Here is a 14,565-nt window from a genome sequence, read left to right as displayed (position 1 = left end):
GAACTGGCCGATATCCGGCCACGAAAGCCCGGGCCGCCCGCGCGGCGTATGCGGGCGATACTTCGGGCTTTCGCCGCATGTAACTATTCGCCAATGAATAGTCATGAACAATCCCGCGCTGATCTGTCAGGCCTATGCCTTTGCCACCGTTGTGCTGTGGTCAACCGCCTATGTGTACACCAAGGTTGCGCTGGCATTTTTTACGCCAGGCCCGCTGGGCCTTGTGCGGTGCGCTGTGGCGTCGCTGGCCTTTGTTGGCGTTCTGCTGGCAAGGGGCAGAGGGCGCGGGGGATTTTTTGTACCCTCTGCCCGACATCTGCCCCTGTTTGCGGCGTCAGGGCTGAGCGGTTTCACGCTGTATCTGCTGGCCTTCAATGAGGGTTCCATCACCCTTAATCCCACCACCAACTGCATTGTCATTTCCACAGCACCCATTCTGACGGCGGCGCTGGCACGCCTGTTCTTCAGCGAGCGTTTGCCCGTGCTGCGCTGGCTTGCGCTTGCGCTGGCATTTGGCGGCGTAGTGGTGATGAACGGCGGCGGGCGCGGATTTATGCTGGCTCCCGGCATGGGCTGGGTGCTGGTGGCCGCAGTGCTCATAAGCCTGTACAATATTACGCAGCGCACATTGTCGCGGCACTACGGATCCATGGAAATCGCGGCCTGGAGTTTTTTTGCGGGTACGCTCTTTTTGCTGTACTGCCTGCCGCAAACCGTGGCCCAGGTACAGGCTGCGCCCGCCAGCGCGCTCTGGCTTGCGCTCTTTCTGGGGATTTTCCCCAGCGCGGCTGCCTATCTGCTCTGGACAAAAGCTCTTGCCCTTGCCCCGCGCACAAGCCTTGTGACCAACTACATGTTCCTGACGCCCTTTTTGTCCATGCTGCTTGATTTTGCGGTGACAGGCGGCCTGCCTGAGGCCTCCACCTTTGCGGGGGGAGCGATCATCATGGGGGCTTTGGTGCTGTTCAGCCTTGCGGGCAGGAGGGGCTAATTGCGCTTTTGCCTTCTGACAAAGTGAGAGAATAAAATAGCCATGTAGCTGTTGCCGTCACGCTGACTTTTTACACAAAATCAAGGCCCGTTTCCGCTGGATATTTTCCGGCAGAAACGGGCCTTTCCCTTGCGGGAACCCAACCCTGATTTTTATGTCGAGCCGCTAATCAACCTGCGGCTGCACCAGCTTGTCAAAACTTTTGCCATTCCACTGAAAACTTACATCATTGTCTACCGGAACATGGGCCATGCCCGTACTGGTCCAGAACATGGGCTGCGCCTTGAGACCGCCGAGGCCAAGGCAGATCATGACTGTAGCCTGAACATCGGGCGGCATTTTGCGCCCCGGGGCAAAAAAGGTGCTTATGTCCGGTTCTTGCGGGGTGTCCACAGGCACGGCGCGTCCAGAGGCGTCAACCCGCCACAACTCAAGGGTACACACAGCGCCGCCCAAGGTGCCGAACGCGGCGAGCACGGAGCCGTCCGCAGCGTTGCGGAACAGGCGCAGGGCAACGGCTGTATCCCTGAACGGCATGGAGGCGAACACCAGAACGTCCTCCGTTTCTCCGGCGATCTCCCAAAATTCCGAATGCCCGGCAGAAAGCAGTTTCTGCTTTTCCAGCGGACTCAGACCTTCAGGAGTGTTTTCAAAAATACTTTCGGGCAACAGTGCAAAGATACTGCGGGCAGTGACTTCGCTTTCGGCGGCCTGCACAGAATCCGACAGTGCGGCAAGCAACAGAACAATCAGTAAACAGTGTATATGACGCGGCATACATCCTCCCGCAGACAGATGGTTGCAGAAACAGACGTGCTGTAAAAATTTTTATACCGCTTTCAGCAAGGCTTGTCCATGCAAGCAGGCAAAGGATTGCGCGATCCGGGCGGTTGGGGGCTGAGGGTGCATTTTGCAGCGTCGGGGGCGCGCAAAAATACGCAGGCTCTGCCCTTGCCAATGCCCCTTGGGCCGCTTACATATGCTTTCATGAACACAAGCAAGCCCTGCATCCACATCGAAAAGGCCCGCCAGCATAATCTCAAAAACATCAGTCTGGACATCCCACGCGACGAGCTGGTGGTGATTTGCGGTCCTTCAGGTTCCGGCAAATCAACGCTGGCGTTCGATATCGTCTATGCTGAAGGCCAGCGCCGCTATGTGGAATCGCTGTCTGCCTACGCCCGCCAGTTCTTGCCCCAGATGGACAAGCCGGATGTGGAAAAGATCGAGGGGCTTTCGCCCGCCATATCGCTTGAGCAGCAGAGCGTTTCGCGCAACCCGCGTTCAACCGTGGGAACGGTCACGGAAATTTACGACTTTCTGCGCGTGTTTTTTGCCCGGCTTGGGCGCATGTATTGCCCCCAGTGCGGGCGGCCCATCGAGGCCCGCGCAGCAGATGAAATCATTGGCGATATCATGGCCCTGCCGCAGGGCACCAAGTTTATGGTCATGGCTCCGCTGGTGGAACTTCAGAAGGGCACGCATCAGGACAAGTTCAAAAAGCTCAAGGCCGAAGGCTTTGCCCGCGTGCGCGTCAACGGCGAGTTTTATACGCTGGACGATGTGCCCACGCTGGACAAAAACAAGAAGCACTCCATTGATCTGGTGGTTGACCGCCTGGTGAACAAGGAGGGCATTCGGGGACGTCTGGCGGATTCGGTTGAGCTGGCCCTGCGCTACGGCGAGGGCCGACTTGTGCTGCACGAGCCGGACAAAGCCGCCGCGGGGCAGGAGGCAGACACCGTGCACTCCACCACCTCGGTATGCGCGCACTGCCGTATTTCGCTGCCCGCGCCCAGCCCGCAGCTGTTTTCGTTCAACGGGCCGCAGGGCGCCTGCCCGCGTTGCGTGGGCCTCGGCGGCGTGGATTATTTTGAGCCGCGCCTCATTGCGCCCAACATGGGCCTTTCGCTGAACACGGGCGCCCTGTTGCCCTGGGCCACGGACAAAATGTTCAGCCGCTATGAGGACTCCCTCAAGGCTCTGGGCAAGCGCTTCAAATTTCAGCTTTCCACGCCGCTGGAGCAGTTTAGTGAAGATGCGCTTTCCGCTCTTTTTTACGGCGAGGATGAACAGGGCCGCCCCGCGCGCGCCTCGTTGGGCCTGCGCCGCAACTGGATGGGCGGCAGCGTTGCCCTTGGTGCTGGCGGCGATTATCAGAGCGAGCATTTTTCTGACGCACTGCGCACGCAGGGGCAGGTGGGCGTAAGCGAAAAACGCTGGCCCGGCGTTATTCCTCTGCTTGAAAGCGGCATGCAGTACGGCGATGCCTGGCGCGAGGCCCTGTCTCGTTATCGGCAGACCATGGACTGCCCGGACTGCCACGGAGCGCGGCTGAACACCAACGCGCTCTCTGTGCGGGTGGACGATCTGAATATCGCGCAGTTCTGCAACCTTTCGGTTGAGCGCGCGCTGGAATGGCTGGAAAAACGCGAATTTACGGGGCGGCATGTGGTCATTGCCGAACCGCTCATGAAGGAACTGACTCACCGCCTGTCGTTCATGCGCAGCGTGGGGCTTGAGTACCTTTCCCTGGGGCGCTCCATGTCCACGCTTTCGGGCGGCGAGGCCCAGCGCATCCGTCTGGCATCGCAGCTCGGTTCGGGCCTTGTGGGCGTTACCTACGTGCTGGACGAGCCTTCCATCGGCCTGCATCCGCGTGACAACGAGCGGCTGCTGGGAACCCTGCGTTCACTTCAGGCGCGCGGCAATACAGTGCTCGTGGTGGAGCATGACGAGGCCACCATCTGCGCGGCGGATACGGTCATTGAGCTTGGCCCCGGCTCCGGCTCGCAGGGCGGCGAAATCATGTTTCAAGGGCGGGTGGACGACCTGCTTGGCAATGCGGATACCCTCACGGCCCGTTACCTGCGCGGCGACGATGTGATCGCCCTGCCGGACGAGCGGCGCGAAGGGCAGGGGGCGCTGGTCATGCACGGCATCACCACCAACAACCTGCGCAATATTGATTGCCGCATCCCTCTGGGCGTGCTCACCTGCGTGACCGGGGTTTCCGGCTCCGGCAAGAGTTCGCTGGTGGTGGATACGCTCTACAAGCATGTGGCCCTCAACCTTGGCCTGCGCGTGGATCAGCCCGGCACCATCGGCGGGCTGGAATACGAGAAAGGCTCCGCGCCTGTGGAGCGCATTGTGGCCATTGACCAGACGCCCATTGGCCGCACGCCGCGTTCCAACCCCGCAACCTACACCAAGATTTTTGACGAGATTCGCAATATTTTTGCCATGACTCAGGACGCCCGCAAACGCGGCTACAAGCCGGGGCGTTTCAGCTTTAACGTGCGCGGGGGCCGTTGCGAAGCCTGCGGCGGCGACGGGCAGATTCGTGTTGAAATGCACTTTTTGCCCGATGTGTATGTGACCTGCGACGTGTGCAAGGGCAAACGCTATAACCACGAAACCCTTGAAGTGCGCTACAAGGGGCTGAACATCGCCGAGGTGCTCGACCTTACCGTGCATCAGGCCCGCCAGCTTTTTGAAAACTATCCCTCGCTGGAACGCCGTCTTGCCGTGCTGGAAGAGGTGGGGCTGGAATATCTGCGGCTGGGGCAGCCCGCCACAACGCTCTCGGGCGGCGAAGCCCAGCGCATCAAGATTTCGCGCGAGCTTGGCAAGCGATCCCTGCCGGGAACCATGTACATTCTTGACGAGCCGACCACGGGCCTGCACATGCACGAGGTGGGCAAGCTCATCAAGGTGCTGCATGCGCTGGTGGACAGGGGAGCCAGCGTGGTGGTTATCGAGCACAATACAGACATGATTCTGGCATCCGACCATGTGCTGGATATGGGCCCCGGCGGCGGCGAAAACGGCGGCCAGATAGTCTCTGCCGGAACGCCCGAGGCCATCGTTGCCGACCCAAATTCCGTTACCGGGCGCTTCCTTATGCAGGAGCGGCTGGACAGGCTCAAGCGCAGACGGGAATAAAATCCTCCAATAGGACAAACAGTCAAGCTGCCGTCATGCCCTGTTGCATGGCTGCCTTGTCGAGCGCATCCGGTTTACCGGGTGCGCCTTTTTCTGTCAGCCATCCGGGGAGTGAGTGAATGGACCGGGGCATGTGTTCGTGTGGATTTTTTTGTTGACATGGAAACAATTTTCCACGATTGTTTCCATGTCAACAAAAAGGAGCAACCATGAATCAGCCTCACAGGATTGTAGCCGAACTCATCAAAATCTCTGAGCATGCCGATGCCTTCAAGCATGGTAGAGAAGACTTCTTTGATGACCTGAACCTCACGGAGGTTCATTGCATCCATTGGATAGGAACTCTTGATCATGCCAATGTGACAAAGGTTTCTAACGAGATGGGCATGACGCGTGGGGCCATAAGTAAGATATGCAAAAAACTGCTGAAAAAAAATTTTATCGAAAGTTATCAGGAACCTGAAAATAACAAAAATATCTATTTCAGGGTTGCAGAGGACGGAAAGAAAATATTTGAAGCCCATAAAATCAACCATGACAGAACATTTGGCGAAAAGATCTGCATCGTAAATAAATACGATGAAGACGAGCAGGCAATAATACTGCGTTTCCTTATGGATATTAACGCATTTGTTGAACGCGGATTTGAACAGATTTACACAAATAGCGATAAAGATGAATAATGGAGAATGCTATAATGAATTCAGCAACAGTCAAAAAAGACGTTGTGTACTCCATATCGTTCGCGCATATGCTTAATGACTGGTATATGAATATTATTCCTATACTTACACCATTTCTCATCGCGGCTGGTTTTGGTATTGGAGAAGTTTCGTTTGCCATTTCAGCCTTTACCATTACCTCCTCGCTTTCGCAGCCGCTTATTGGCTATATGGTGGACAGAAAAAACCAGAGCTGGATGATATATGTGGGCACTGCCTGGCTGGCGATACTGCTGAGCTGCATAGGTCTGACCCACAGCTCCACCATGCTGATTGCACTTGCGGCCCTTTCCGGTCTTGGGGCTGCGGCTTTCCATCCGCAGGCATCGGCTATGGTTAGTGCCGCGAGCGGGCAGAAAAAAGGGATGTATCAGGCGGTTTTTGGTGCTTCGGGGAATCTTGGCTGGGCGCTGACGCCCCTGTTTGTCATCCCGCTGGTGGAACGGTTTGGCCTGAGCGTCACGCCTTACTTTGTGGTGCCGGGCATTATTGTTACGGTATTATTGGCCTTCAAGGCTCAAAAAACGCCCGCAAGATCGCAGGCAGAAACAGTACCGATGATGGAGGCCCTGCGCCCAGCCTGGAAAGAGCTGAGCAAGCTGGTGCTGATTATTGCCGTCCGCACACTGACCTATTCTGGCCTTGTGGCCTTTCTTCCGCTGTACCTGCAACAGCAGGGCATGAGTCTGTCCACCTGCTCCCACTTGCTGTTCATTCTGCTGGTTTCTGGTGCAGCAGGGGGCATAGCGGGCGGTTATCTTTCAGACAGGTTCGGTAAAACTATTGTTATTTTCTTGTCCCTGGCCGTCTCTCCCATTTTTTTCTACCTCTTTCTGCATGTTGGCGCAGGCCTGCAACCTGTAGCTTTTGCCCTGGCCGGGGCGGTGCTGCTTTCGTCCTTCTCGCCCATTGTAGTGCTGGCGCAAGAGCTGCTTTCCCGTCAAGCCGCCATGGCCTCAGGATTTTCACTGGGATTCGGCATCGGCATCGGTGGACTTGGCGTCGGTCTTGTTGGGCTTGTCATCCAGTATGGAGGTCTTGCCCTTGCCATCAATATGCTGATCTGCCTGCCCTTTGTGGCTGCCTGCATAGCTCTGACGCTGAAAGGCCGCAAAACATTGGAGCAAGCGGGGTTTGCACGGTAGCGCCACTGGCCGATGCGAGTGCGGTGGTGACTTCTTGCGGACTCATTGGGCAATATGAAAAAAGCCCCGGTACCTGGTACAGGCCAGGGCCGGGGCTGAGCCGGTTCGCGTTCTGCTTACATAACGAACCGGAGGAGGGGGCGTGTGTGGGGGGCTTGCCTTGCTCTCTACTTTTTAGGGCCAAATTTCAGGCGTTTGCTTTCAAGGCGCTGCGCCTCTGCATCGTTGGGAGTGCAGCCGCATGAGCTTTTTTTGCCATCGTCGCAGGCGCCATCGCAACAGCCGCATTTGCCCTTGCTGACCGCCGTATAAACCCTGCGGCCAAAGTAATATGCAGCCGCAATTATGCACAATATGACGATAACCAGTTGAATATCCATGTCTTCACCTCTTGTTTCCCCCAAAGTGTCTTGCGGCACAGGGAGGATGTGCACGTAGTCTGCCCTTGTAGAAAATGAATGTCAACTTCATTTGAATGAGCCATAAAAAAATATTTGTCTTTTGCGGAAAGCTTACCCCCATTCACAGAGGAATAAAAAAGGGCTGCCCAAGGGCAGCCCGAAAAAATCGCTAAAGTTCAATCCGTGGGCCTTAGTCGTCCTTGGCGGCTTTGTCGCGGCACTCCTTGCAGATGCCGTACAGGTTGTGCACATGACCGCGTAGCTTGAAGCCGTATTTTTCGGCCATTTCGCGCTGGAGTTTTTCAATGCGCGGATCACAAATTTCCACAATCTTGCCGCAGTCAAGGCAGACAAGGTGGTCGTGATGGCTGTCCGGCTTGGCAATTTCGTAGCGGGTGATGCCGTCGCTGAAGTGGATTTCCATGGCAAGGCCCGCATCGCAAAGCAGCTTGAGCGTGCGGTATACGGTGGTCTGACCGATGCCGGAATCGCGTTTGATCACGTGCTGATAAAATTCTTCAAGCGAGTGGTGCCCGGGCAATTCAAAAAAAGCTTCGGCTATGATACGGCGCTGGGATGTGGTGTTCAGGCCTTTGCGGCTCATGAAATCCAGAAATTCCGAAAGACCGGCATTATTTTGTTGCGTTGTCATATATATGCCCACCCCCGAATAACAAGTGTGCGTTTGTTAAAACTGTCGATGCGGCCAAGGCTTGCAGTCGCCAGCATGTAGGGTACCTTTTGGCCTAAAAAATGGCAAAAAGCAATGCAGCGGCTAAAAGGCGGTAGCGCACTGTTTTACTGCCCTGCAAGCTATGGTAGGGTTGTGGCGCGTGGAGAGCAAGGGCGTGCGCGAAAAAAAGAGATTTTTCAGCCGTAATTTCTTGACAGAGCAAATAGGATTGAATACTGTTTTCAAAACAAGGTTGCAGCAACCCCTGCCGGAGCGTCACGCTTCGCCATAAGGATACAATCATGGGAAATCTCATCAATAAAGCGGTTGAACCTTTCAACGTAAAGGCTTTTCACGGTGGCGAGCTGAAAACGGTTACCGAAGCAGATATAAAGGGCCACTGGTCCGTCTTCTTTTTCTATCCAGCTGACTTTACCTTTGTGTGCCCCACGGAGTTGGAAGACCTGGCCGACAACTACGAGCAGTTCAAAAAGCTCAATTGCGAAGTCTATTCCGTATCGACAGACAGCGCCTTTGTGCACAAAGCCTGGGCCGATGCCTCGCCCAGCATCGCCAAGATTCGTTATCCCATGCTGGCAGACTGCGCCGGAACGCTCTCCAACGCGTTCGGCGTCATGATTGAAGGCGCAGGGCAGGCTTTGCGCGGCAGTTTTCTGGTAAATCCCGATGGCGTCATCAAGGCCTATGAAATCCACGACACGCCCATTGGTCGTAATGTTGAAGAACTGCTGCGCAAACTCGAAGCAGCGCAGTTTGTGGCTGAACACGGCGATCAGGTTTGCCCCGCCCGCTGGAAGCCCGGCAGCGCCACCCTTAAGCCCGGCCTTGATCTTGTAGGCAAGATATAGGCAGATATTTTCACACGCAGACACAGCGCCTTTCTCTTCCTCCAATGCCCTCCTCAGGCAACCCCGCTGAAAGAGGCCAGCACGCAAGTGTTGGTCTCTTTTGACGTGTGGGCTTTGCCGCGCGGAGGCTGAAGGAAGGAAAGGCAGGGAAGGTTTGGGCGCGGGGTGGGTGAGCCGGTCGAGCGTATTTACGCAAACCCGTTTTTTTTGGCCTGACGGCGTTAAAATCCTGTTTTTGATGCTCACGTACTTGAGTACGCTGCGCTCAAAAGCAGGATTTTTTCTTGTCAGGCCAGAAAAATGCGTATTTTGCAAATTCACTCAACACCAGCCATCGCCCTCGCATCCGCTCCGGCGAGTATAAGGAAGGCAACGCCACGACCAGCTTTTGATGCCGGGCCGGGGTGAAAGGCAGAAAAGGCAATAAAAGCAGAAAGGCAAAAAACGAAAAGGCAAACACAGAAAAAAGGGTTTTGCCGGGTGGGGGTGAGCCTGTCAGGCTGATTTACGCAAACCCGACTTTTGCGCCCTGAATGCGTATTTTGCAAATTCGCCCAACACCAGCCATCGCCTCCGCATCCGCTCCGGCGAGTTTAAGGAAGGCAACACCACAACCATCTCCTGGTGACGGTTAGTGGGCGAAAAGCAAAAAGGCACTCAAAACAACGTGGTGCGCAAAAAGTTTTGTGCGGCTGAAATCTTTGACCCACAAGTGATCTGCCCCGGTGGGCCGAATGCTCTTGGTTATTGCCCGAGGCGTCATGGGATTCGAATTTTTACGCTGTAATTCCCGAAAATTTTTACGCCAATACGCCACTCCCTTAATTATCAAAAAAACCACAGGCATTTGGCTGAAACGGACTCACATTCAAAGCGAAAGTGTCCTCTGGCATTAACGCGGCGCGGAGGGAGATCACCTGAGAGAGTGCAGCGAACGAAGGAAGCTCCCGCAGCAGATGCCGCGTTGCCCTCGTCATGCTAAGGAATCTGGAAAGCCCTCTTAGGGGGTGCTTCGGGGGGGATGCAAGGGGGGCCGAGAAGGGGGCGTAGCCCCATAACCGGCCCCGCCTTGCTGCGCGCCGCACAGGCGTCCCAAGCTTCGCCGGAGGGCGAAAGAGTGTGCCCGCAGGGCAGCAAATACTCGCAACTCACCGATGGGGAGGCGAAATCGCGCGCCGCGCAGGCGTCCAAAAAAGAGGCCAGCACTCACGCGCTGACCTCTTTCAATTGCAACGCAATAGGCGTTGGCAATGGCGATCCTTTTTAAGCCATGGGCTTGAGAGAATTGTTGTAGATGCGCGCCACGCGTTCCCTCGTGCCTTCCACTGGCGCAACGGAAATCAGCAGACCCAGTGACGGCGTCTGTTCCACAAGGTCGCAGAATTTGTCCACATCAGCAGCGGTCACGCCGAGGTCTTCAAGCTTTTGCGGCACACCCACGCTGGCAAGCCACTGTTCCACAGCCTTGGCGGCCTGCGGGGCTTCTTCCGGCAGGCCCTTGAGGCCGGGGGCCAGGGGCGCAAGAATGTGCGCCAGCACATCGGGCCGGGCGGGGTAGCATTCCAGAATGACGGAGGGCAGCAGAACGGCAAGGCCAAGCCCGTGCGAGAGGTCGGGGCTGACGGCGCTCAGGGGGTGCTCAAGCGCGTGCGTGAAGTGCAGCAGGCCGTTATCAAAAGCCACGCCCGCCTGCATGGCGGCGTAGCACAGCTGGTAGCGGGCCTTGAGGTCGCCGGGGTCGGCAAGGGCGGCGGGCAGCCACTGGTGGACAAGCCGGATCGTCTCTGCCGCAAGCGAAATTGCAAAGGGGTTGGTGACAGTGGTGGTGGCGGCTTCCACCACATGATTGACAGCGTCAATGGACACATAACGCGTCTGGTCGGGCGAAAGCCCGGTCATGAGCGCGGGGTCGTCAATGGCAAAGCGGGGGTATATGCAATCGTAAGCGATGGCGGGCTTGTAGTTCAGCTTGGTTACAGTTGCCACGGCAAAGCGGTTCACTTCGCTGCCGGTGCCGTGGGTGAGGTTGATGGCAATGATGGGCAGGGCCACTTGCGGCGTAAAGCGGTAGCAGTACAGATCATCGCCAGTCTTGCCAGGGTTTGCCAGCAGGATGGCGGCGCTCTTGCCGCAGTCGATGGGGCTGCCGCCGCCTATGGCCAACACTGCGCCCGCATTGACAGAACGGCCCAAGGCTGCGGCCTCGTCCACGCTGTCAGTGGTGGGGTTGGGGGTGACGCGGTTGTAGAGCGCAAGCGTGACGCCGTGTTTTTGGGCTGCGGCTTCAACTTTGTCCCAAGCTCCGGTGATTTTGTATGAACGCCCGCCGCAAACGCAGAGTATGGACGTGATGCCCTCGCTCTTAAGCTGGGCGAGGATATCGTCTATTTTATCAATGGCTCCAACGCCCAGATAGGTAGTTGTCTTGACCCGAATTTCCCGCACATTTTTGTAATCGGCAGCTTGATCCCACATATGATCCTCCAGAGTGCTATGGCACGTATCCGCCGCAAGGGCGGGTTGATTGAAATTTTGTTATTTTTTTCACATGAAGTGTTTATAAAAACTTTCAGGCAGATAGTAAAGCTCTTTGAGCGCACAAACATTTTTTCACGCAAATTTGATAAGCGGGAGAAGCCGGAGGCGGTATGCGGAATGTACGCTGCACAGCGCGTCGAGAACTTTGAGAGGAGGGGGGGGCCTGGCGAGTGCGGAGTCGCCATCAAGGTTTATGGCATGTCGCCACGTGCAACACACTGAGGCAAAAAAAGGAGGCTCCCTTGTGGGGGCCTCCTTCAGTAATTCAGAGAAACTGCTCGGCAAGGATTTTTTGAAAAATCCTTGGCGCGAAATGCGGGCAGACAGGCTTTTGCCCGTCGTAGGCGAGCATTTCAGGTTTTAATTGCTTAAAGCCCGCGCAGCATCTTGACGGAGCAGAATTTGCCGCACATGGCGCAGACTTCTTCCGTCTTGTGGTCTTCGCGGCGTTTTTCGAGCATCTGCGGGTCAAGAGCGGCCTTGGACATGGCTTCCCAGTCCAGAGCCTTGCGGGCGGCGTTCATGGCAGCCTCGCGGGCAACGGCGGCGGGGCGGCCAAGGGCCACTTCGCCCACATGGGCGGCCACGCGTGAGGCCATGACACCAGCGCGCACGTCCGCCTCGTCAGGCAGGGTGAGGTGCTCGGCCGGGGTGAGGTAGCACAAAAAGTCCACGCCGGCCTCAACGCCCATGGCGCCGCCGATGGCTCCGGCAATGTGGTCATAGCCGGGGGCGCTGTCGCAGCACAGGGGGCCGAGCACATACAGGGGGGCATTGTTGGTCAGGCGTTTGATGCCCTGAATCTGGGTACGCACCTGATTGAGCGGCACGTGGCCGGGGCCTTCGATCATGCATTGCACGCCGCGTTCAAGGGCGTATTTGGCAAGCTGGCCCAGATTGATGACTTCTTCCCACTGGGCGGCATCGCCAGCGTCCACGCCCGCGCCGGGGCGCAGGCCGTCGCCCAGCGAAAGGGTGACGTTGTAGGGGCGGCAGATGTCCAGCAGGCGGTCGTAGTATTCCAGCAGCGGATTTTCGCGGTTGTTCTCAAGCATCCAGCGGGCGAGCATGGAGCCGCCGCGCGAAACAATGCCCAGCACGCGGTTGTTCTTGACGGCCATTTCAGCGCCGCGCTTGGAAAGGCCGCAGTGCACGGTGATGAAGTCCACACCCTGCTCCGCCTGCTTGGCGATTTCGGCAAACAGGGCATCGGGCTGCATGGTGGCGATATCCAGCTCCGCGTCCAGAATCTGCTGGCCCACGGCATAGAGCGGCACGGTGCCAAGCGGCAGGGGGCAGGCCTTGAGCATGCCAAGGCGCAGGGCGTCAAGGTCGCCCGCGATGGAAAGATCCATCACGGTGTCGGCTCCGGCATCAAGGGCGGCCTTGATTTTGCGTTCTTCCGTAGCGGGGCAGTTGCACAGGGGCGAAGTGCCGATGTTGGCGTTCACCTTGATGCGCGAGGGCTGGCCCACAAGAATGGGCTTGAGGTTGGGATGCACGGGGTTGCCCAGCAGCACCATTGTGCCCGCCTCGATGGCTTCAACAATGGATTCGGGGGCGAGTTGTTCTTCCTCGGCCAGAGTGGTGAGGTGTTTGTCCAGCAGGCCGCTCAGAGCGGAATTCTGCGAACGAAAAGATGCAGACATGGTTGTGCCTCGCGGGTTGCGACGCAGGGCGCAAAAAAAAGCCACAAGCAGCGGAACAGCGTCGTGGCCGCGGCTTCCCTACGGCAGTGCGAACTGCGTCAGGTTCATAGGGTCTGGGTTTATCCCACTCTCAGCCGCCAGATCTTGCGATCCGCGGCTCCCCTAGCACTGGTTACATGAATACTCCGTATGCCATCTGCTGTAAAGCCCGCCCTACCATGCCTTGCATTTACCAGTTGCGGCTGGCATAGACGAGCTATGGCAAGAAAACGTTTTTTGAGTCCCTTCACCTGGCCGGTGTTGTCATTCCTTGCGGTTATCCTTGCGGGGTCAGTACTGCTCGGCCTGCCTGCGAGTTGGGCCAAGGGCCAGAGCATCAGCCCCATAGACGCCTGTTTTCTCGCAACCTCGGCTGTCTGCGTTACCGGCCTTTCGCCGCTGGACATAAGCGAGGTGCTCAGCCCATTCGGCAAGGGGGTGCTATTGTGCCTCATCCAGACCGGCGGGCTGGGGGTCATGACCTACACGAGCATCATCTTTCTGCTGTGGCGCAACAACGTGCCTTTCAACAGCCGCGAGGCCGTGAGTCAGGCCTTGCTGTGGGGTGATTTCAGCCTTGCCGCATTTTTGCGGCAGGTGCTCGGGCTGGTTTTTGGCATTGAGGCTGTGGCCGCATTTCTGCTCTGGCTGCATGACCCTGTTTTTTTCTACCCGTTCAGTGCCGTGTTTCATGCTGTTTCGGCCTTCTGCAATGCTGGCTTTGCCCTGAGCACAACCAATCTGGCGATTTTTCGGGATGACGTGGCCGTCAACGCCGTTATTGCGGCCAGTGTGGTGCTGGGGGGCATAGGCTTTGGCGTGTTGCGCGAATTTTTGGGCATCTGCACGGGGGGGCGCCTGGGCGCGCCTGTGCGCCGCCTCAGCCGTTTTAGCCGCCTGGTGGTCAAAACAAGCCTCTTGATTATTGTTCTCGGCTGGGTGGTCATGTTCGCCATCGAGTTCTGGCGGGGGAGCGTGCCGAGAACCGTGGATGGATGCGCCGATCTTGCCATCACCATGTTTTTTCACTCGGTGGTGGCGCGTACCGCAGGCTTCAGTTCCATTGACCTCGCCGTGCTGGGCGATGCCACCCTGCTGGTGTTGATAGCCCTGATGTTCATCGGCGGCGGCCCTGGTTCGTGCGCTGGCGGCATCAAGGTTGTGACCTTTCGTGTGCTTGCGGGCTACATTGCCGCACAGTTTCGGGGCGACAGCCAGATTGTGCTTGAAGGACGCGGCGTGTCGGCAGAGAACGTCAGCCGTGCGCTGACCCTGTTTTTTGCCTACTCCATGCTTGTGGGGATTTCGGTCTTTCTGCTTGCCATCACGGAAGGCGATGTTGTTGCCGGAGCAGGCACGCAGGCCGCGCCCTTTTTACGCCTGCTGTTTGAAGAAGTTTCGGCACTCGGCACCGTGGGGCTTTCCGTCAATCTGACGCAGGATTTGAGCTCTGCGGGCAAGGGAATCATAATTTTCAGCATGTTTGCGGGCCGGGTGGGCATTTTGAGCCTGCTCATGGCGGTGCAGAGCCTGCGGTCAAAAAAGGCCTACAGCGTGGCAGAGGCCCAGCTTCCCATCGGGTAGGCGAGCTTG

13 protein-coding genes and 1 riboswitch are annotated in these 14,565 nt (G+C 57.2%); of the genes, 7 read left to right on the top strand and 6 right to left on the bottom strand.

Annotated features, from left to right (window positions below):
• Positions 1-103: 103 nt before the first annotated feature.
• Entirely contained in the window at positions 104-991 is an 888-nt protein-coding gene (locus ACUZ9P_RS01610) for a DMT family transporter (protein WP_449248379.1), read from the top strand.
• Positions 992-1,156: 165 nt separating this feature from the next.
• On the opposite strand, the gene ACUZ9P_RS01605 is transcribed toward ACUZ9P_RS01610, so the two are convergent.
• Positions 1,157-1,768: a hypothetical protein gene (locus tag ACUZ9P_RS01605; RefSeq protein ID WP_449248378.1), complete on the bottom strand. Its 612-nt coding sequence runs from the start codon at positions 1,766-1,768 to the stop codon at positions 1,157-1,159.
• Positions 1,769-1,978: 210 nt separating this feature from the next.
• On the opposite strand from ACUZ9P_RS01605, the gene uvrA reads away from it, so the two are divergent.
• The 3 genes from uvrA to ACUZ9P_RS01590 all read left to right on the top strand — a co-directional run bounded on the left by uvrA (position 1,979) and on the right by ACUZ9P_RS01590 (position 6,803).
• Complete coding sequence (uvrA, locus tag ACUZ9P_RS01600) at positions 1,979-4,936, top strand: excinuclease ABC subunit UvrA (RefSeq protein WP_449248377.1); 2,958 nt, start codon at positions 1,979-1,981, stop codon at positions 4,934-4,936.
• 209 nt (positions 4,937-5,145) lie between these two features.
• Positions 5,146-5,619, top strand: a complete 474-nt coding sequence (locus tag ACUZ9P_RS01595) for a MarR family transcriptional regulator (RefSeq protein WP_449248376.1) — start codon at positions 5,146-5,148, stop codon at positions 5,617-5,619.
• A 14-nt stretch (positions 5,620-5,633) separates the two neighbouring features.
• The gene (locus ACUZ9P_RS01590; protein WP_449248375.1) at positions 5,634-6,803 is read left to right on the top strand and encodes an MFS transporter; all 1,170 of its coding nucleotides are present in this window, start codon (positions 5,634-5,636) and stop codon (positions 6,801-6,803) included.
• A gap of 167 nt (positions 6,804-6,970) precedes the next feature.
• Here ACUZ9P_RS01590 and ACUZ9P_RS01585 read toward each other — a convergent pair whose 3' ends face one another.
• The 3 genes from ACUZ9P_RS01585 to ACUZ9P_RS01575 form a co-directional block, all read right to left on the bottom strand.
• Complete coding sequence (locus tag ACUZ9P_RS01585) at positions 6,971-7,183, bottom strand: hypothetical protein (RefSeq protein WP_449248374.1); 213 nt, start codon at positions 7,181-7,183, stop codon at positions 6,971-6,973.
• 211 nt (positions 7,184-7,394) lie between these two features.
• On the bottom strand, positions 7,395-7,856 hold the full coding sequence (locus ACUZ9P_RS01580) for a Fur family transcriptional regulator (protein ID WP_449248373.1): 462 nt from the start codon (positions 7,854-7,856) through the stop codon (positions 7,395-7,397).
• Positions 7,857-7,950: 94 nt separating this feature from the next.
• The gene (locus ACUZ9P_RS01575) at positions 7,951-8,181 is read right to left on the bottom strand and encodes a hypothetical protein (RefSeq protein WP_449248372.1); all 231 of its coding nucleotides are present in this window, start codon (positions 8,179-8,181) and stop codon (positions 7,951-7,953) included.
• Here ACUZ9P_RS01575 and ahpC point away from each other — a divergent pair.
• Entirely contained in the window at positions 8,180-8,746 is a 567-nt protein-coding gene (gene ahpC / locus ACUZ9P_RS01570) for an alkyl hydroperoxide reductase subunit C (protein WP_298994574.1), read from the top strand. The two genes, ACUZ9P_RS01575 and ahpC, sit on opposite strands and share 2 nt — an antisense overlap.
• Before the next feature lie 1,263 nt (positions 8,747-10,009).
• On the opposite strand, the gene ACUZ9P_RS01565 is transcribed toward ahpC, so the two are convergent.
• Entirely contained in the window at positions 10,010-11,221 is a 1,212-nt protein-coding gene (locus ACUZ9P_RS01565; RefSeq protein ID WP_449248371.1) for an iron-containing alcohol dehydrogenase, read from the bottom strand.
• An 18-nt stretch (positions 11,222-11,239) separates the two neighbouring features.
• On the opposite strand from ACUZ9P_RS01565, the gene ACUZ9P_RS01560 reads away from it, so the two are divergent.
• Complete coding sequence (locus ACUZ9P_RS01560) at positions 11,240-11,506, top strand: hypothetical protein (protein ID WP_449248370.1); 267 nt, start codon at positions 11,240-11,242, stop codon at positions 11,504-11,506.
• Between the two features lie 146 nt (positions 11,507-11,652).
• Here ACUZ9P_RS01560 and thiC read toward each other — a convergent pair whose 3' ends face one another.
• Positions 11,653-12,933, bottom strand: coding sequence for a phosphomethylpyrimidine synthase ThiC (gene thiC / locus ACUZ9P_RS01555; RefSeq protein ID WP_298992294.1), 1,281 nt, complete (start codon positions 12,931-12,933; stop codon positions 11,653-11,655).
• Between the two features lie 58 nt (positions 12,934-12,991).
• Positions 12,992-13,107, bottom strand: a riboswitch (TPP riboswitch).
• An 84-nt stretch (positions 13,108-13,191) separates the two neighbouring features.
• On the opposite strand from thiC, the gene ACUZ9P_RS01550 reads away from it, so the two are divergent.
• Positions 13,192-14,556, top strand: coding sequence for a TrkH family potassium uptake protein (locus ACUZ9P_RS01550; RefSeq protein WP_449248369.1), 1,365 nt, complete (start codon positions 13,192-13,194; stop codon positions 14,554-14,556).
• Positions 14,557-14,565 lie beyond the last annotated feature (9 nt).

This window comes from Desulfovibrio intestinivivus (assembly GCF_053570665.1).
Note: the sequence above shows the minus strand (reverse complement) of the source record. Positions and strands in the feature narration are given on the sequence as shown.